The sequence below is a fragment of the Hymenobacter sp. UYP22 genome (genome assembly GCF_040547285.1).
Classification (GTDB): domain Bacteria; phylum Bacteroidota; class Bacteroidia; order Cytophagales; family Hymenobacteraceae; genus Hymenobacter.
Genome location: NZ_JBEPPK010000008.1, coordinates 19,939 through 37,894, shown reverse-complemented (window position 1 = coordinate 37,894; position 17,956 = coordinate 19,939). Strand labels below are relative to the sequence as shown.

General features: G+C 55.7%; 14 protein-coding genes and 1 CRISPR repeat array (1 of these 15 cut by a window edge). Of the genes, 8 read left to right on the top strand and 6 right to left on the bottom strand.

What is annotated here, in order from left to right; genetic code table 11:
* Nucleotides 1-617: 617 nt before the first annotated feature.
* The 6 genes from ABIB60_RS13955 to ABIB60_RS13930 all read right to left on the bottom strand — a co-directional run bounded on the left by ABIB60_RS13955 (nucleotide 618) and on the right by ABIB60_RS13930 (nucleotide 5,693).
* Nucleotides 618-1,868, bottom strand: coding sequence for a 5-(carboxyamino)imidazole ribonucleotide synthase (locus ABIB60_RS13955; RefSeq protein ID WP_354580689.1), 1,251 nt, complete (start codon nucleotides 1,866-1,868; stop codon nucleotides 618-620).
* Nucleotides 1,865-2,368, bottom strand: a complete 504-nt coding sequence (gene purE / locus ABIB60_RS13950) for a 5-(carboxyamino)imidazole ribonucleotide mutase (protein ID WP_354580688.1) — start codon at nucleotides 2,366-2,368, stop codon at nucleotides 1,865-1,867. The genes ABIB60_RS13955 and purE overlap by 4 nt, the downstream gene beginning before the upstream one ends.
* An 86-nt stretch (nucleotides 2,369-2,454) precedes the next feature.
* Nucleotides 2,455-2,832 carry an Imm50 family immunity protein gene (locus ABIB60_RS13945; protein WP_354580846.1) on the bottom strand — a complete coding sequence of 126 codons (378 nt, stop codon included), beginning with the start codon at nucleotides 2,830-2,832 and terminating at the stop codon, nucleotides 2,455-2,457.
* Nucleotides 2,833-2,942: 110 nt separating this feature from the next.
* Nucleotides 2,943-4,220 (bottom strand): dihydroorotase, encoded by a 1,278-nt coding sequence (locus ABIB60_RS13940; RefSeq protein ID WP_354580686.1) that lies wholly within the window; start codon nucleotides 4,218-4,220, stop codon nucleotides 2,943-2,945.
* A gap of 96 nt (nucleotides 4,221-4,316) precedes the next feature.
* A complete protein-coding gene (locus ABIB60_RS13935; protein ID WP_354580685.1) occupies nucleotides 4,317-5,300 on the bottom strand; it encodes an aspartate carbamoyltransferase catalytic subunit in 984 nt (327 codons plus the stop codon).
* A 27-nt stretch (nucleotides 5,301-5,327) separates the two neighbouring features.
* Nucleotides 5,328-5,693: a hypothetical protein gene (locus ABIB60_RS13930; protein WP_354580684.1), complete on the bottom strand. Its 366-nt coding sequence runs from the start codon at nucleotides 5,691-5,693 to the stop codon at nucleotides 5,328-5,330.
* A 550-nt stretch (nucleotides 5,694-6,243) separates the two neighbouring features.
* On the opposite strand from ABIB60_RS13930, the gene ABIB60_RS13925 reads away from it, so the two are divergent.
* The 8 genes from ABIB60_RS13925 to cas2 all read left to right on the top strand — a co-directional run bounded on the left by ABIB60_RS13925 (nucleotide 6,244) and on the right by cas2 (nucleotide 14,681).
* Nucleotides 6,244-6,918: a CRISPR-associated endoribonuclease Cas6 gene (locus ABIB60_RS13925; protein WP_354580682.1), complete on the top strand. Its 675-nt coding sequence runs from the start codon at nucleotides 6,244-6,246 to the stop codon at nucleotides 6,916-6,918.
* Between the two features lie 252 nt (nucleotides 6,919-7,170).
* Nucleotides 7,171-8,589 (top strand): type I-B CRISPR-associated protein Cas8b1/Cst1, encoded by a 1,419-nt coding sequence (cas8a1, locus tag ABIB60_RS13920; protein ID WP_354580681.1) that lies wholly within the window; start codon nucleotides 7,171-7,173, stop codon nucleotides 8,587-8,589.
* A 15-nt stretch (nucleotides 8,590-8,604) separates the two neighbouring features.
* The gene (gene cas7i, locus ABIB60_RS13915; protein WP_354580680.1) at nucleotides 8,605-9,693 is read left to right on the top strand and encodes a type I-B CRISPR-associated protein Cas7/Cst2/DevR; all 1,089 of its coding nucleotides are present in this window, start codon (nucleotides 8,605-8,607) and stop codon (nucleotides 9,691-9,693) included.
* Nucleotides 9,681-10,463 (top strand): type I-B CRISPR-associated protein Cas5b, encoded by a 783-nt coding sequence (gene cas5b, locus ABIB60_RS13910; RefSeq protein ID WP_354580679.1) that lies wholly within the window; start codon nucleotides 9,681-9,683, stop codon nucleotides 10,461-10,463. The genes cas7i and cas5b overlap by 13 nt, the downstream gene beginning before the upstream one ends.
* On the top strand, nucleotides 10,447-12,834 hold the full coding sequence (cas3, locus tag ABIB60_RS13905) for a CRISPR-associated helicase Cas3' (protein WP_354580678.1): 2,388 nt from the start codon (nucleotides 10,447-10,449) through the stop codon (nucleotides 12,832-12,834). Before cas5b ends, cas3 begins: the two co-directional genes overlap by 17 nt.
* Before the next feature lie 3 nt (nucleotides 12,835-12,837).
* Nucleotides 12,838-13,347: a CRISPR-associated protein Cas4 gene (gene cas4 / locus ABIB60_RS13900; protein WP_354580677.1), complete on the top strand. Its 510-nt coding sequence runs from the start codon at nucleotides 12,838-12,840 to the stop codon at nucleotides 13,345-13,347.
* A gap of 61 nt (nucleotides 13,348-13,408) precedes the next feature.
* On the top strand, nucleotides 13,409-14,416 hold the full coding sequence (gene cas1b / locus ABIB60_RS13895; RefSeq protein ID WP_354580676.1) for a type I-B CRISPR-associated endonuclease Cas1b: 1,008 nt from the start codon (nucleotides 13,409-13,411) through the stop codon (nucleotides 14,414-14,416).
* A gap of 1 nt (nucleotide 14,417) precedes the next feature.
* On the top strand, nucleotides 14,418-14,681 hold the full coding sequence (gene cas2 / locus ABIB60_RS13890; protein WP_220612785.1) for a CRISPR-associated endonuclease Cas2: 264 nt from the start codon (nucleotides 14,418-14,420) through the stop codon (nucleotides 14,679-14,681).
* 196 nt (nucleotides 14,682-14,877) lie between these two features.
* A CRISPR array of direct repeats spans nucleotides 14,878-17,956; the repeat unit is 29 nt; unit sequence CCTTCAATCGGACTGTGTGGAATTGAAAT (it continues 4,694 nt past the right edge of the window).

Below are 17,956 nucleotides of genomic sequence, written 5' to 3'. Positions count from 1 at the left end.
ACAGCACGGAGGGAATCTTACCCCCCTCCCGTGGGACCAGCTCAAAAACAGCCGTGTTCTAGGGTCTGTAGATAGTAACTCCAAAAGGCATTTTGATGCTATACAGACCGTCCTGCTGAGCGCAGCCGAAGCATCTCTACCGCTCTAGTAGAACAACCGCAACGAAGCAATAGAGATGCTTCGACCAGCTCAGCAGGATGGCCTTTCTGCTTACTGTCCACACAGCCTAGGGCAGCGCCACCCTGCCAACACCTAATACAGTGGCTTCAGCCGGGATTTTCTGTGCCCACACTCGTGCTACTTTTACTACTACCTACGTCCGGGTTTCTCCGCGTGAATGGGGGAAAACCCGGACGTAATAGCAGGTATGCACTACTACCTTTTGAGCCGGTATTCTGCCCCTGCCCGTATCTGCTAGCCTAATTATTTACCCTGAATCTTTACCGGCTGCTTGCTGACGCTGGCTCCGGCCTATGCACGCCGAACCGGAACTAGCGCCCCATCTGTCCCGCGCCTACCACAGCGCTACGTCGGCCGCTTTCCGTCCTCAGTTCAAGATGCCGGGCAGCGGGCCGAAAAGTAGTAAGCACCCACTTGGTCAAAGTCCGGCAAGAGCTCTAAATAGCGTCCAACCCAGGCAAGCCAAGCAGACCAGCGGTGCGCCGAGCCACACTGGTAACACTAGCCACATCCGGGCCGGTGATAGTCAGGTGGCCCATTTTACGACCTACGCGCGCCTGCAACTTACCATATAGATGTAGGTGTGTTCCGGGCAAGCTCAGCACGGAGCACCAGTCCGGCTCCCGCGCTAAACCGTCGGCGTCGAACCACACGTCGCCCAGCAGGTTAAGCATGATGGCTGGGGAGTGTTGGCGCGGTTGCGACAAGGGCAAGCCCGCCATGGCATGTACCTGCAGGTCAAACTGCGAGGCATCACAGGCATCCAGGGTGTAGTGGCCGCTGTTGTGCGGGCGCGGAGCCATTTCATTGACCACCAGGCCACCGTGCTCGGTGCCATCTTCCACCACAAAAAACTCGACGCACAGCACCCCCACGTAGCCCAGGTGATGCGCAATAGAAGTGGCCGCGTCGCGGGCCCTATCGGCTAAAGCTGACGGCATGTTGCCTTCGTACGCGTGGGTTACGGCCAAAATACCCTCCACGTGCACGTTGCGTTGCGGATCGAAGCTGACAATTTGCCCATCCCAGCCACGCGCTACCAGCACCGAGCACTCGGCCGTGAGCGGCAGCATCTTTTCCAGCACGCAGGCCACGCCGCCCAACTCCACCCAGGCCGCACCCAGCTCGGTGGCGGTCTTCACGCGGACCTGGCCCTTCCCGTCGTAGCCCATACGCGCGGTTTTCAGGATGCCGGGCAGCAAGTCCGTCCGTTCGTCCTGCACCGCCTGCAGTTGGGCCAGCGTTTCAATCTCCGCGTAGGGCGCACAATTCACCCCCGACATATCAGCACAGGCCGCGAAGTGGGCTTTTTCCTCGATGCGGTTTTGGGTAATGCCCACTACGGCTGCACTGGGTGCCACGGCCCGGGTTTGCGCCAGCAGGTGCAGGGCTTGGGCCGGCACGTTTTCAAACTCGGTGGTAATGGCCTGGCACAGCTGAGCTAGTTGCGCCAGCCCAGCCGGGTCGTCGTAGCTGGTCCGGATGTGATGGTGGCTCACTAATCCAGCTGGGCTTTGCGCGTCGGGCTCCAGCACGGCGGTGAAGTACCCTAAACGCTGAGCAGCGTGCACAAACATGCGGCCCAGCTGGCCACCTCCCACTACGCCTAGCGTGGCCCGTTGGCCCGCGGTGTCCACACTGCCCGGCAAAACCGGGGTCATGGTTATGCTGTTAGTTCCCTCGCTCATACCGGCAGTTCCATTGCGCGAGCGGCCTCGGTTTGGGCGGCGCGGAACGCCTGGAGCTTGTTCGCCAGCTCGGGGTTGTGCAGGGCCAGCAGGCTGACGGCGAATAGAGCGGCATTGGCCGCCCCGGCCGTGCCAATGGCGAACGTAGCAACGGGTATTCCTTTGGGCATCTGCACGATGCTGTGCAGGGAGTCCACGCCCTGCAAATGGCGGCTGGCTACCGGTACGCCCAGCACGGGCACCGTCGTTTTGGCGGCCAGCATCCCCGGCAAGTGGGCGGCCCCACCCGCGCCGGCAATGATGGCCTGCAAACCACACGGTCCAGCCTGCTCAGCGTAGGCAAACAAGTCGTCGGGCATGCGGTGGGCCGATACCACGCGCGCTTCGTGAGCCACGCCAAAGTCCGCGAGTATCTGTACGGCGTGCTGCATGGTGTCCCAGTCGCTGCTGGAGCCCATTACTACCCCAACCAGGGGTTTATCGGAAGCGGAAATACTCATTGAAAGTCAGTTAGTCGTCATGCTGAGCGTAGCCGAAGCATCTCTACCGCTTCGTTGGGCGGTTAACGAAGTTCGTTCTAGTAGGCCTAGATATTATCGACATGTATCCAAGTAGCCGTTGCTTGAAAAACAACTCCTTGTGGCTGGGTGGTGAATGTTACCTGAAAGCGTGCTCCGTTGTAAATGATATTCAAGTCGCCAATGCCATTTCCGCTAGGAATAGCGCAACGGATTAAATCGGTTTGAATCAAGTTTAAGCTCATTTGCACTGTATTACATTTTCGCTGTACCCATTTGATCGGGGCGTTAATAGGAAAATCCTTCAAGTCGAAATGAAGCTTACACTGTAGGTCACCGCCACAAACAATAGCTACCTCAGACAACTGTATCTGCTCCAAGGGTGGAGGTTCAGTCGGATAGATACTCGTTATGATTTTAGGATTCAAAACGTGCTCAATCCACATTGAGGCAGTGTCCATTGAATTCAGTATTTGTAGCCGCGCAAACGAAGCGGTAGAGATGCTTCGACTTTGCTCAGCATGACGCTCTTTTTGCGCTCATGTTCAACAAACTACTAGCGTTCCAGCAAAACTTCCGTGCCCAGCACCACCAGGTCCACCCGGCCTTTCAGCGTCTGGTCGATGAAGGGGGTATTCTGGGATTTGGATTTCATGAAGTCCCGCGTGAAGGTTGTTTCCGCTTCGGTATCGAACAAAACGCAGTTGGCTGGCTGACCGATTTCGATGGTGGGTACCGGCAGGTCCATGAGGCGGCGGGGCTCGGCGGAGTAGCGCTTCACTACCAGGTCCCAGCCAAATTTACCGGGCTCGATAAAGAAGTGATAGAGTGATACCAGAGCTGTATCCAGGCCGGTGATACCGTTGGGGGCACTGATGAAGTCCTGAGCTTTTTCAAAGGGTGTGTGCGGCGCGTGGTCGGTGGCAATGAGGTCGAATACCCCTTCAATGAGCCCTTCGAGCAACGCATCACAATCAGCTTGCGTGCGCAGTGGCGGGTTCATTTTGTAGTTGGTGTCGTAGTCGCCGATGTGCTCATCGGTGAACAGCAGGTGGTGCGGGGCTACTTCTGCCGTCACCTTCACATCACCGCGGGATTTCCACCAGCGGATGGTTTCCATGCCGAGCTTGCTCGATACGTGCTGGATGTGCACGTGCGCGCCCGCCGCCCGGGCCAGCCGGATGTCCCGGTCAATGATGATTTCCTCGGCGCAGGCCGGTGAGCCCTTGATGCCGAGCCGGTAGCTCATCACCCCCTCGTTGAGGGCGCGCGGCCCGGCTAATTCTGGCACCTCGCAGTGGCTGGCAAAAAACATCCCAAACTCGGTGGCGTACTGCATGGCTCGCAGCAGCACCGCCGGGTCGCTGGTGGTGTCGCCGTCGTCGGTAAGCATCTTCACGCCCAGCCCGCGCATGCCTTCTATTTCGGCCAGTTCTTTACCCTCGCGGTTCTTGGTGACGCAGCCGGAGGTATACACCGGAATGCGGGACCGGTGCCGCGCGTTTTCGAGCACCGCATCCACCGTCGAGGCCGAGTCGAGGGCGGGGCGGGTGTTGGGCATCATCACCACGCCGGTGACGCCGCCGTTAATGGCCGCCTCGCTCCCCGTCGTAATGGTCTCCTTATTCTCAAACCCCGGCGCGCGAAAATGAACGTGAGCATCAAACATGCCCGGCATAAGAATCCGACCACGCGCGTCAATGACGCGGGCCCCCTCGGGAGCGGTCAGGCTTTTGCCGATGTCCTGAATTTTTCCTTCGACAATCAGCACATCACTTTCGAGCAGTACGGGTGAATTTTCGGAGGCAATGCGGGCGTTTTTGAGAAGAAGCATGGATGGAGAAGTACCGGAAACTGGCAAAGGGTGGGAAGGTATTCTGGCTGGCAAAGATGAAAATACGGGGCTAAACGCCGCCGCTGTATCCGGTATTTAGGGCATAACTACCGTCGAGTTGGTGCGCTGCCGCGCGGCATAGGTTGATTCCTGCTTCGGAAACTCCCCGCCGGGCGTGAGCCAGTCGAGCACGGCCATGCGGATGGAAATGCCGTTTTCGACTTGGTTGGTAATCAGGCTTCGCTCGTAGTCCATCACGGCGTCGCAGAGCTCCACCCCGCGGTTCACGGGGCCGGGGTGCATGATGTAGAGGCCCCGGTCGCGGATTTCGGCCAGCCTCGCAGTGGTGATGCCGTAAACCCGGTGGTATTCCCGGACGCTGGGGAAAAACTGCACATCCTGGCGCTCCATCTGCACCCGGAGCAGATACACTACATCGGGCGCCCAGGCCATAGCCGCCTCATAATCGGTGAAGCGGCGGATGCTGTCCGGCACATATTTCGGCACTAGGGAGCCCGGGCCCAGGTACGCCACCTCAACGCCCAACTTTTGCAGCAGGGTACTGGTGGAGCGGGCCACGCGGGAGTGCAGGATATCCCCGATGATGAGGACTTTCTTGCCCCGAGGGTCGGGAAATTTCTCCCGGATGGTGAAGGCATCCAGCAGCGCCTGGGTGGGGTGCTCGTGCGCCCCGTCGCCGGCGTTGATGACCGAGGCCGTCGTTTGGCGGGCAATCATGCCGGGCAGACCAGGGTGGCTGTGGCGCACTACAATGTAGTCGGTACGCATGGCCTGAAGCGTCTCAATTGTCTCGCGCACCGATTCGCCCTTGGTGATGGAGGAGTGAGCAACGTCGAAATTTGTGACCTCCGCCGAGAGGCGCTTTGCGGCTACCTCGAAGGAAGAATGCGTCCGGGTGCTGGCTTCATAGAACAGCATGAGCACCGACTTGCCCTCAAGGGCGGGGATTTTCTTCACCGAGTGGGTGAACAGCTTTTTAAACGACGTGGATTGGTCGAGCAGGAACTCGATTTCCTCACGGTGAAGGGATGCAATGTCGAGCAGGTCTTTACGTGCCATACCGATGGTGAGGAAAAATGAGGACAACTAGCTAAAACGGAGAATTTGAATTCTTACAGCCCCCTCCGACGACGGAGAAACCACCTGCTGGTGCGGACTAGGGCGCTGAGGCAGCCCCAGCTCGGGGAGGGCACGTGCGCCTATAAAACACGGGGAGGTGCCTGTAGCACTTGAGCTATAAGCCGACTGCGAATCGGTAGCCAACGAACTCAACGGGCATAAAAAAACCGTTTCGGCTTCCGAAACGGTGGTGGGGCAATACCCGGAAAAAACAACAGAAATATGAGAAGCAAAATCAGCAAAACCGATGGCGGCGAAGACCTTCCGGTCTACTCGCGGTTCCTTGCCGAGCAGGGTTCCACGCTTCATCAACAAGTTTTTTGGTTGAAGCATGCTGCAAAACTACGGCATTGTTAGGCCCGGTACCGCATCGTTGACCTTATTTTTTTCGCGCCGCTTTTCTCAACTTTCATTTCGGACGCGACGGGCCAGACAAGACAGCTTTCGGTTACGGGGGCTCGTACCAGAGCGAGCAGAATGGCAAAATCCCGCACGGATTAACGGCGCCATCCAGCCAGCACTATCAAAATACAAGCTGTGAATCGGTGATTGGATAACGAGCGCAAGTGCTTTACTTGTTCATTGCATATTTGACTACCCGAGTCAGCACGAGTCAGGTAATGGGCGGTGGCGCAGGAAGTTATACTTGAAGCCGGCTAGGGCAATTTAGTAAGCTTATTCAGAAACCTGAATTCAGCACAGGCGCTTGTGATGAGAAACCCGTATTTCTCCCCTCAATATAGAGTGACGGTGAGCTACCGCTGAGCAGGCTGTACAAGCAACTATCGTTAGCAAGTGTATCAGCTTGCTAATTTTTTTATCAACCAGGAAAGATTATTCTGAAATTTTCTGGCATATTGGCCTCACTATTCAACTACTTCTAATGAGACTCCAATTATACTTAACTGCATCCCAAGCCGTTCCTTTTGATCACCTCGCGGCCCTTAAAGGAGCCTTCCACCGCTGGTTGGGCCACAATGAAGAGTTGCACGACGGCCTCTCTCTTTACTCCCTGAGCTGGCTGCGGGGCGGCCGGGCCGGGCGCGGCGGCCTCTGGTACCGCGAAGGGGCTTACTGGAGCATCTCCGCCCACGACCCACAGCTGATTCACACCCTCGTCGGCGGCGTCATCCGGGAGCCAGACCTGGGCCTCGGCCTCACCGTGCGCGACGCCCGCCTCACTCAGCCACCTCAGTTTCAGGATGGGGAGCAGTGGTTCCGTGTACTCAGCCCGGTGTTCGTGAAATACCTGGCTCCTGAAGCAAAACTTGGTGATACCGCTGACCACCTGCTCTACGACAATCCTCGCGCCGACGAACTGCTGACCGCTACGCTCCAGCGCAAGCTGCGCCAGGCGGGCCTGAGCGACGCGGGCGTTTCCGTCCGCTTCGACCGGGCCTATGCTGGGGCGAAGACAAAATTATTCCGCTACAAGCAGGTGCAGTGCCGCGCCAGCCAGTGCCCCGTCATTGTGACGGGCACCGCCGAGCAAATTCGGTTTGCCTGGTGCGTAGGCGTCGGGCACTCGACGGGGCTAGGCTGCGGGGCGTTGGAGTAAAAAAAGCAAAACGGCCACAGAATATTTCTGTGGCCGCTGGCGTGCTGGTCCTATTAATTAATCCTCTGTTTAAGATTTTCAATTCCTGCACTGCCCTTTGCAAAGGTAAGGCGCGGTATGACTTTGTATTTGGAGCTTGCTTTGAATACGCCAAAGTACATACATTGCTAATGTAATCTAGGTGATAATTAAACGTCTATATAAGACGGCGTAGATAATATGAAAGAAGCGATAAATAATGCATCAGTAGTTATGGCTGCTCCGTCCGGTGACCCTTTCGCTGACGTGGGTGCGGCTGTGTTACGAAAGCTGCTGGCGCAAAACCCTAACTGGAAACCAAAGGATGCGTTGAAGCACGCAACCGATGTATATGTACATGGCTGGCATAGCAAGCTGCACGCTTTCTTTCTGAATTCCGGCATCACCAATCCAGCTAACAAGGGCAAGGAGATAGAGCGGACGCTGGAATATTACGAGCCGATGCTGGAAGAAGCGGCAGCCTGCATAAAAGGTTGGTGCCGCGTTTCGGGCCAATATGAAGCTCTTTTTCCGGCCGGGCGCGAAAACCAGATTCTGGCGGGCTCCGGCACCTTCCTGAATTTCAACCATGGCTTGGAGCAAGGCCTGCGGCTTGGGGGCAACACGCTGCTGCAGATGTATTTTGCCCCACTGGGCTGTATTGAGGTGGGCGGCAACCCCGCGTTGGTGCATAGCAGTCAACCGACTATTACGGCCCTGTTGGCGGCCAAAAACTTGACCGCAAATCTGCGGCCGGCTGGGGCCGAGTTGAAACCCGGCTTAGCTAAATCCAGCCGCAGCAACGCCGCAAATACCTTATTCGGGTACGTAGACGATATTCTGCTGGAAGTAAAGAAAGCTGGCCACCTGGAATTGAAAGGCCCTGCGCCAGCCCTGACGCTGTACAACTTCACCAACTTCGGTGCAAAGCCGGATGTGGTATTACACCACCTGTCAGCGGCGGTATTCGAGTTCTATCAGCAGGTAATGAGTGCCTTTAAAGAGCCCTGGACGTGGTTTGTGCGGGCGCATTACCGCAACAGCAAGTTCAAAGGAGCCCGCGCCCGCCCGGATACTACTGCCCTACTGGTGCTGGGCAAGCCTAACGAGGCTCCGGCCGTAGTGGAGCCGGCTGTGTACCAAGCATGGTACAATGAAGTTTACCAAAATCTTATAAAAGGATACAGTCTCATACATCTCATTGAGCAATGGTCAAGGAAAAACTATTTACCCTTCGAATTAACTGCTTTCTACTGTCAACTTCTTCGGCATATGGACCTCAAAACTCTTGATCTGATTGCGCACGTCGCCCGTCATATAGTCGCTGAAGCTGATGACTCAGCAATTAATAAAACTATTAGGCGCATCAGTACGACTAGAGCTGCTAGTGAGATGCGCCTGATTCTGGTGGGCTTGCAGCGACGCAACTATGAAACCAACCAAGATGCCCCCGAGCCTCTGTTGCGGCTGGAAGACTATGTGCGCTACCTTTTCCCCGACGGCACGAGTTGGCGCGAAATCCGCGACTTGCTGCTGATTTCACTATACGAGCAGCTCCACCTCAGCAACCGACACGTGGAGTTAGAGGAAGGCCTGGAAGAAGTGGGCGTGGGAACTGATGAAACTGACGAATTCGAAACCGACCAAGAATAATCTATTTTCTTATCCATGAAAAACCTTAAAACGCAGGGCTTTGTGTTACTCGACACCGACGTGGCCGCGCTGAATAACTCGGGTAAAGATTCCCAGAGTAACTACGATAACGCCGTAGCCACCAAGAAAATCACGAAGGGCCGTAGTACCCACGTGTACGTATCGGGGCAGGCGTGGCGGTATTGGTGGCGGCAAACGCTGCAGAAAGACCACAGTTGGGATATGTCGCCGGTAGAGCGCACTAAAGATGTGGCCTTCACGGAAGCCAATCCGCTGAAATACGCCGACGACGACGTATTCGGCTATATGCGGGCTACGAAGGAGGAAAAGACCGATGAGGATGGCAACATTCTGATGAAGAAGGGCAAGCCCGAAATGCAGGACGCTACCGTTACTCGGGTTTCGCCCCTCAAGAACTCGGCGCTGATTTCGGTGGGCTCCGTGCAGACAGCGCACTCCTGGTCGGTCATGTCGCGCCTGGATGGTAACCCCGTGCCTTACGTAAAGGAAGAATATGGTACAGTGCTGAAAGGCATGTTTTCCATCGACTTGCAGCAGGTAGGCACATTTGCCACCTACAACCGCACGGGCTTCAAAAATCTGACGGCCGGCTTGCAGCAAAAGGCTTTGCAGGAAGGCAGCGAACTGGTACCCGATGAGAGCATGCGCAACCCCAAAGGCGAAGCGCAGCAGCTGGTACGCCTCCCCCGCCCCACGCGGCTTAGCCGCGTGCAGGACACACTCCGGGCCCTGAAAACGCTGACGGGCGGAGCCATGCAAACCAATAATTACACCGACGTAACGCCCAAATTCCTTGTGCTGGCTACGCTACAAAGCGGCAATCATCCGTTCGGGCACATTGTGCGCAGCGGTGGGTTGTTCGGCGGCGAAGTCACGTTCGACAAGGAAGCCCTGGGCGAGGCCTTGCGCGACTACGCTAACCAGATTCAGGGCACTGTATACATCGGGCGGCGCCGGGGCTTTATGGAAGAGGAATTTGCCGACCTCACCGAGTGGGCCAAAGATTTTCCGCAAGTCCGGCTGGGCTCGGTGGTAGAAGCAATTGAGGGCTATTGCCAAGAGCTGGAGCAATGGATGCCGTAGTGCAAGGCCCCCGAACGGCTTACCGCGTGCAGCTTAGCAGTTGGACGTGCAGCTTCCGCTACCCCAACCTCATCAGCGGCTTTCAGCCCACGCTGCACGTACCGCCGCTGAGTACCGTGCTGGGGTTACTAAACGCCGCCGCCGGCCGCTACCTCCCGCACAACGAACTGGAAATTGGCTACGTGTTCGATTTCGCCGGGCAGGCCGTGGACGTGGAAACTATCTGGATGGTAGCCGGGGCCAAGCGCAAAAACGCGCAGAAGGAAGATGTTGTGGTAGCCTCCAACAATGTCAAGTCAAACCCGGTACGCCGGGAGTTCCTTTTTGAAGGTCGCCTGACGCTGTATTTGTTCGATGAGATATTAGTTAACTATTTCCGGCAGCCGGCCTACCAACTGCTGCTGGGCCGCTCCGGCGACCTGGCCACGGTGGACGATATCCGGCAGGTAACTCTGCAGCCGGTAGTGGGCGAAGCGCAATTACGCGGGCAGGTGGTACCACTGCACCCGCACTATCTGCCTGGGCAGATTCAGGCCCTGCCGCAGTATTTCACCGATACGCTACCTCGGCAAAACTTGGGCACGCAGGCCTATTCCGTGCTGAGCCCTATGGAAGCGGCAGTGAAGGCTGCTATACCGGCCTGGTATGATGCCGAAGCCCGCAAAGCCGCCACTGAGCAACGCCACCGCCAGATAGGGAGCCGGGCCGAAGCGTCCGATATTTACCTACACACGCTTCAGTTTGCTTCTGTGTATGCCACAGGCCGGTAGCATTCTGGCCAAATCGGCGCAGGGCGGCGAGGATGCTATTTCCTTACCGCAGCATATCATGGATGTATTGCTAGTGCGGCAGATGCTGCACCAGCAATTTCCTAAAGCAGCCGCAGTAGCCGGCGACTGGTTCTGGCAGGACTTGTGGTGGAGTCTGCTGCTGCATGACGTAGGTAAAGTGCATCGGGAGTTTCAAAAGCTGCTGGCCGGCCAGTCGCACCAATGGGACCACCAGCGGCACGAGTTATTCTCGCTGCCGTTGGTGGCAGCTCTGGCTCCAGAAGCTAGTCGGCAGCGCATTCTGTGGGCCGTGGCCGGGCACCACCGGGACTTTGAGCGGTTGTATAGCTTCTTGGAGGAGCGGTACCGGCCCCTCAGCCCCATCCTGCTCCGCACCCGTACTCAGCGCACTTTTGCCGCTGATTTCACGCATGTTTCGCTTTCGGATATTCGCGGCGTACTGGGCATCTGGAATGTGGCCGTACCCAAGACGTTGCCGCCACCCAAAAATCCGCAAGCCGTGGTAAACCTGCCGGCCGAGGGATTCCATGTGGGCGACGAAGCCGGCCTAGGGCTCACGTTGCTGGCCGGCGCGTTTCAGCATTGCGACCATCTGGGCTCGGCGCGTATCCAGCAACTATTGACACTGAACACGGCCCGGTTCAAGGCGTTCGATGAGAAGATGCAGAAATGGACGCTGCACCAGCACCAGCAGGATGCGGCCCAGACCGGAGGTAGCGCGCTACTGACAGCCCCGACCGGCGCGGGCAAAACCGAAACGGCGCTACTTTGGCTCCGCCGCCAAGTTCAAACTACCGACCTGGGGGCCTCTCGCCTGTTCTATGTGCTGCCGAACCGGGCCTCTATCAATGCCATGCACCACCGGCTGCAGCAGAATTTAGGTGAAGAAACCACGGCGGTACTGCATGGCAAGGTGAGCGACTTTCTGTACCGCACGGCTACCCAGTTGGAAGACAGCCCAGGCAAGCGGTATGCCCATATGAAGAAGCTGCGTGAGCAGTTCCGCACCCTGGCCCGACCTGTCAAAACCATAACGCCGTTTCAGGCCATCAAGCATTTATACGGGCTAAAAGGCTTTGAGAAGGGTTGGTTTGAGTGGGTAGGCGCGTGCTTTGTCTTCGATGAAATCCATGCCTACGAGCCCAAGGTATTTGCCGAAATTATACTACTCATTCGGGTGCTCACGCAGCGGCTGCACGCCCGTGTACTGGTGATGACGGCCACGCTGCCTACGCATTTGCGCCGCGAACTGGAAGATGCTCTTGGCTCGCATACCTCGCTTCAGGCCGCCGCCAGCCTCTATCCGGCTTTCAACCGCCACCGTGTAGCCGTACTACCTGGCCGGCTAGCCGACAACCTTGACTTGATAGCGAAGCAGCTGCAGAGTTTGAATCTGGTGGACAAGCCCTGCCGGGTGCTGGTGGTAGCTAATACGGTAGCCGAAGCTCAGGATGCGTTCGAGAAGTTACGGGGGCTGGTCCCAGACTACGCACCCGGCCGGGCGGGCGCTATTCTGTTGCACGGCCGCTTCGCTACTACAGACCGCTGGCAGAAAGAGCAGGCCTTACAGGATTCGGAGAACATTCAGTTATTGGTAGGTACGCAGGCTGTTGAAGTCAGCCTAGATATTGATTTCGATGTCATCTACTCTGAGCCGGCCCCATTGGACGCCTTGATTCAACGGTTTGGCCGGGTAAACCGGCGGCGCACTAAAGGCCTAGCCGACTGCTTTGTTTTCGCGACTGCCAACGAAACGGACAAGTTCATCTACCCCGACCCGGAGGTAGTGAGCCGTACGCTGGAGAAGCTCCGCGAGGCGGAAGCAGCGGGCGGTACGCTGGAAGAAAACGCGCTGGCCAGCTATCTGGAACACGTGTATCCCGGCTGGGAGCCCAAGGAGAAGGCATTATACGACCATCATTTACACCTACTGGAGAACAACCTGCGTCATATTCTGCAGCCATTTTCCGCTGACCGCAACCGGGAAGAGGACTTTTACAAGCAGTTTGACGGCGTACCTGTAGTGCCGCAACGGCTGGAAGGAGAATATCTGCGGTTGATAGCAGAAGCAAATTTCATTGAGGCAGAAGCCCTAGCCGTGAGCATCCGGGGCGGGAGGTTTGTCGGTGAGAAAAGCCGTGGATTCATTGAGCAACGTACCGCTGTTGTTGGTCATTTCAGGTCAGAAGAAGATATCAAAAGTGATGTATCTAGCCTCACGACTGTGCCTTTCTACGTTATCAACCGGCCGTATAGCGCAGACCTGGGTCTGCAATTCCTGAAGGAAGAATTCCGGGATGATTTTGAGGAAACCAGCACCTATGATGCCTCTTCTTCTATAGTCGACTAACCCATGCGCACCATCACCGCTACCCACGTCAAATACTACCACGTCTGCCACCGCAAGCTGTGGCTGTTTGACCGGGACTTGTGGATGGAGCACACCTCGGAGGCGGTGGCGGGCGGTGAGCTGCTGCACCAGACGGCGTATCCCCAACGAGCCGAGCGGTACCGGGAAATCAGCATCGGGGGCAGCAAGATTGACTTTTACGACCCGCACCGACGCGTGGTGCACGAAATCAAGACCTCGCAGAAGCTGGAAGAGTCGCACATTGCCCAGCTCAAATACTACCTCTGGCTGCTGGAAGAAGCCGGCGTGGAAGGCCCCACGGCCATTCTGGAGTACCCCAAGCTGCGCCAGACGCTGGCCGTCACGCTCACGGAGGCCGACCGCGCCGCTATTCAGCAGTGGCTGGCGGGCATCCGGCATCTGCAAGCCGATGAAACGGCCTGCCCTCCCACCATTAACAAGCCGTTCTGCCGGCAGTGCAGCTACTACGAGTTCTGCTACGTGGGCGAATGAGGAATCTTCGACCAGTGAGGGCCGCCGTGAAGCTTGGTTATCCACCTAAACCCGTGATTCTATGCGCAAGACCTACTATCTGTTTAATCCCGGCCGGCTGAGCCGCAAGGACAACACGCTACAATACACGGCCTACGACGAGCAGGGGCTGCCGGGGCAGGTTAAGTACCTACCGGTGGAGGATGTGGCCGATTTGTACGTGTTTGGGTCGCTGGATGCCAACTCTTCGCTCTACAATTTCCTGGGCAAGCAGGGCATTTCGGTACATTTCTTCGATTACTACGAGCACTATACTGGCTCGTTCATGGCCAAGGAATACCTGCTGGCTGGCAAGCTCCAGGTGCAGCAAACCCAGCATTACACTTCCAAAGCCAAGCGCATTGCCCTGGCCCGCAAGTTTGTGGAAGGCTCAGCCTTCAACCTGCTCAAGAACCTGCGCTACTACCAGGGCCGGGGCCGCGACGTAGCGCCCCATATTGACCAGATTGAAGGCTACGTGGCGGCCTTGTCCTTTGCCACGGCCGTACCGGAGCTGATGGGCCTGGAGGGCAACATTCGCCAGACCTATTACGGGGCTTTTGACCGGCTGGTGCCGGCCGATTACGCTTTTGGCACGCGTACCACCCAGCCCCCGCAGAACGAGTTGAACGCCCTGATGTCGTTTGGCAACATGCTCTGCTACTCGGCCTGCCTCTCGCAGATTTATCATACCCAACTCAACCCCACCATCTCGTTTCTGCACGAGCCCGGCACCCGCCGCTTCTCCCTGGCCCTGGACCTGGCCGAAATCTTCAAACCCCTGCTGGTGGACCGGCTCATCTTCCGCGTGCTCAACAAAAAGGAAATCCGCCCCAGCGACTTCGTGCAGGACTTGGGCCGGTGCGTACTCAAGGAGTCGGCCCGCAAGACGGTGGTGCGCGTATTTGAGGAGCGCCTGAAGGAAACGATTCAGCACCGCAGCCTCAAGCGTAACGTCAGCTACCAGCACCTGATCAAGCTGGAGTGTTACAAACTCACCAAGCACCTGATGCAGATGGAGGAGTACAAACCGTTTAAAGCGTGGTGGTAAGATGTACGTATTGCTGGTATATGACATTCGGGAGAAGCGGGTGGGCAAAATGCTCAAGCTCTGCCGCCGCTACCTGAACTGGATTCAGAATTCGGTGTTTGAAGGCGAGATATCCGAAGTAAAGCTGAAGGAGCTGCTAGCCAAGGCCCACGATTTTCTGGACACGGACGAGGACAGTGTGCTTATTTTCAAGAGTCGCAGCCAACAGTGGCTGGAAAAGCAGGTCGTTGGCCAGGAGCGCAACCGCCTGGACACGTTTCTATGAATACAACAGGTCGTCGGTGAGGCAGTTTAGCCTATTGCTCCTACGTGTTTCACGCTCACTGGCAAGCTAACTACCTGATTTCTACAGGTCGTCGCTGACCGGGCAAAATCTTATCATCACCGTGCGACGACTTTACACTACTATTTCACAAGCAAAATTCTATCTTTAGAACTCAATAAAGGCCTTTTCGCCGCGGCCTTCAATCGGACTGTGTGGAATTGAAATCGAGTTGGTGGGCTTCGTAAAGGCCGGCGAACTGCTGCCTTCAATCGGACTGTGTGGAATTGAAATTTTACCTCGGAGCGGGGCGTTTCCAGGGTTTCCTGCCCTTCAATCGGACTGTGTGGAATTGAAATATGTGGTGGTGCATTTTGGTTACGATGCCCAAATCCCTTCAATCGGACTGTGTGGAATTGAAATTTCTAGCCTTCGAGGAAAGGAGGAAAGATGCAAAAACCTTCAATCGGACTGTGTGGAATTGAAATATGAAGGCCGCGGCCCCGCCTTGGTGAGTCAGATGACCTTCAATCGGACTGTGTGGAATTGAAATTAGTTGCGAGAGAATAACCGTGCGGTTAACCTCCGCCCTTCAATCGGACTGTGTGGAATTGAAATTTGGTGAGCGTAACGGTGAGCCCCATGGCCGTGGCCCTTCAATCGGACTGTGTGGAATTGAAATTGTGGAAGTGGCGTCGGTATTTAGAAACAGGGATATCCTTCAATCGGACTGTGTGGAATTGAAATAGACTGGCCGGCTAGGCAAGCATTCGTATTTGAACTCCTTCAATCGGACTGTGTGGAATTGAAATAATAACCAGATACCTACCCCGCTGGCGGTGGCTGGTACCTTCAATCGGACTGTGTGGAATTGAAATATAGATCAACCGGATTGGCGGCAGCAATCCAGATATCCTTCAATCGGACTGTGTGGAATTGAAATCTGGTAAATCCTTTGAGCAAGTGCTGCGGGATATTCCTTCAATCGGACTGTGTGGAATTGAAATCACGGTAAACGTGAACGGGGTAGAAATGATCTGGCCCTTCAATCGGACTGTGTGGAATTGAAATTTGTTTGGCACCGGTGTGGGCACAGCGTTCGACTCAGCCTTCAATCGGACTGTGTGGAATTGAAATTGGCAATGGCCTGCTGCTGCTGCGCGTCCACCGCCAGCCTTCAATCGGACTGTGTGGAATTGAAATGTGGAAATCGGGAATTTCTACGCTGATGGCCTGGTGCCTTCAATCGGACTGTGTGGAATTGAAATGACGGCACCGTTACGATGCCAGCTGGGCAGCAGACCCCTTCAATCGGACTGTGTGGAATTGAAATTGAAAAGTGAGATTCCAACCGCTGACCAATTCACCCCCTTCAATCGGACTGTGTGGAATTGAAATTTGATGCTATCGGCTACAACTTGCAGGATGAACACCCCTTCAATCGGACTGTGTGGAATTGAAATGTTGATGCCCCGGCGCACGGCCTGGTAATGCCGGCCGGCCTTCAATCGGACTGTGTGGAATTGAAATACAACGCCCTGGCCTCTACCCAAACGCAGGCCACTACCTTCAATCGGACTGTGTGGAATTGAAATTTGTTTTTCTCAAGCACGCCGATGATCTTCTGTAGGACCTTCAATCGGACTGTGTGGAATTGAAATGGGAAGAAGCCCCCTACGGGGCGCTGCTGACGGAAAACCTTCAATCGGACTGTGTGGAATTGAAATGATAACGCCGCCTACACGCAGGTGGGCGGGGTGACACCTTCAATCGGACTGTGTGGAATTGAAATTAGTGGGCTCCACTGTCCTGCAACCCATCCGGCTGCCTTCAATCGGACTGTGTGGAATTGAAATAACGCCTCCTCCTACACGCTCTACTCCAACAACCAGCCTTCAATCGGACTGTGTGGAATTGAAATAATTTCCGGGTATTGCTGGTCCCTACACCCGTTCTACCTTCAATCGGACTGTGTGGAATTGAAATAGGGCGAGGTCTGGGACAACACCACGGTCGTCGGCAGCCTTCAATCGGACTGTGTGGAATTGAAATGGCGAATTGGTGAACCTACTACGGGAGCAAGCCTCTCCCTTCAATCGGACTGTGTGGAATTGAAATATGGCTTGCTGGGCAGTCGCGTGATTGCCGGCAATAACCCTTCAATCGGACTGTGTGGAATTGAAATCTTGGCTACTGGCGTGTACCCGCCGGCCACCCTGTCCCTTCAATCGGACTGTGTGGAATTGAAATTGGCCAGAGTCGGCCAGGTGCCGGCCGGGTCTTGGTCCTTCAATCGGACTGTGTGGAATTGAAATCGCTTTCCCCTTGCTACTACCCTACTGGTAGGACTACCTTCAATCGGACTGTGTGGAATTGAAATAATGGATGCAGGCCCAGAATACCAGGCTGGTAACGGCCTTCAATCGGACTGTGTGGAATTGAAATGAGCACTCTTTAGGCTGGCTCATTTGGCGTCAGATCCTTCAATCGGACTGTGTGGAATTGAAATGAGTTTTGCCAGAGGATTCGGATGGTCCAGCACCAGCCTTCAATCGGACTGTGTGGAATTGAAATTAAGCCCAACAACTACCGTGTGGTCGAAGGACTTAGCCTTCAATCGGACTGTGTGGAATTGAAATAATAGTTTCGACAATCCATTTGTGTTGATAATTGGCCTTCAATCGGACTGTGTGGAATTGAAATCAATGAGGGCGCATAGGGTAGCCCAGATGTATTCCGCCTTCAATCGGACTGTGTGGAATTGAAATGAGTAAAGCCCAATTCGTGCAGTGCCATACCAGAGACCTTCAATCGGACTGTGTGGAATTGAAATACTCCCTTGTACAGGCGGTTGATAAGGCTGCGCATCCCTTCAATCGGACTGTGTGGAATTGAAATTTGGGGGTGGTGCGTTGCCTGAGCGTGGCCTAGACGTCCTTCAATCGGACTGTGTGGAATTGAAATAGTACTTCACCAGCCCGCCCGCGACGGAGTGGGACGACCTTCAATCGGACTGTGTGGAATTGAAATCCTAGACGCAGAAGTGGATTCGCTGCAACTTCATGACCCTTCAATCGGACTGTGTGGAATTGAAATTGGCCAAGCTATTCGGGATTAAGGAAATCACCGCCCCCTTCAATCGGACTGTGTGGAATTGAAATCTGGCTATGCCCCTATTTCCTTGCGCCTGACCCTGCCTTCAATCGGACTGTGTGGAATTGAAATTACTTGATGTGCGTCTGGGTGTTATCGGGCGGATTCCTTCAATCGGACTGTGT

Excerpts from the sequence above, each read along its gene's own strand:
- ABIB60_RS13955 (WP_354580689.1), bottom strand. The coding sequence starts at position 1,868 with ATGAGCGAGGGAACTAACAGCATAACCATGACCCCGGTTTTGCCGGGC.
- purE (WP_354580688.1), bottom strand. The coding sequence starts at position 2,368 with ATGAGTATTTCCGCTTCCGATAAACCCCTGGTTGGGGTAGTAATGGGC.
- ABIB60_RS13945 (WP_354580846.1), bottom strand. The coding sequence starts at position 2,832 with ATGTGGATTGAGCACGTTTTGAATCCTAAAATCATAACGAGTATCTAT.
- ABIB60_RS13940 (WP_354580686.1), bottom strand. The coding sequence starts at position 4,220 with ATGCTTCTTCTCAAAAACGCCCGCATTGCCTCCGAAAATTCACCCGTA.
- ABIB60_RS13935 (WP_354580685.1), bottom strand. The coding sequence starts at position 5,300 with ATGGCACGTAAAGACCTGCTCGACATTGCATCCCTTCACCGTGAGGAA.
- ABIB60_RS13930 (WP_354580684.1), bottom strand. The coding sequence starts at position 5,693 with ATGCTTCAACCAAAAAACTTGTTGATGAAGCGTGGAACCCTGCTCGGC.
- ABIB60_RS13925 (WP_354580682.1), top strand. The coding sequence starts at position 6,244 with ATGAGACTCCAATTATACTTAACTGCATCCCAAGCCGTTCCTTTTGAT.
- cas8a1 (WP_354580681.1), top strand. The coding sequence starts at position 7,171 with ATGGCTGCTCCGTCCGGTGACCCTTTCGCTGACGTGGGTGCGGCTGTG.
- cas7i (WP_354580680.1), top strand. The coding sequence starts at position 8,605 with ATGAAAAACCTTAAAACGCAGGGCTTTGTGTTACTCGACACCGACGTG.
- cas5b (WP_354580679.1), top strand. The coding sequence starts at position 9,681 with ATGGATGCCGTAGTGCAAGGCCCCCGAACGGCTTACCGCGTGCAGCTT.
- cas3 (WP_354580678.1), top strand. The coding sequence starts at position 10,447 with ATGCCACAGGCCGGTAGCATTCTGGCCAAATCGGCGCAGGGCGGCGAG.
- cas4 (WP_354580677.1), top strand. The coding sequence starts at position 12,838 with ATGCGCACCATCACCGCTACCCACGTCAAATACTACCACGTCTGCCAC.
- cas1b (WP_354580676.1), top strand. The coding sequence starts at position 13,409 with ATGCGCAAGACCTACTATCTGTTTAATCCCGGCCGGCTGAGCCGCAAG.
- cas2 (WP_220612785.1), top strand. The coding sequence starts at position 14,418 with ATGTACGTATTGCTGGTATATGACATTCGGGAGAAGCGGGTGGGCAAA.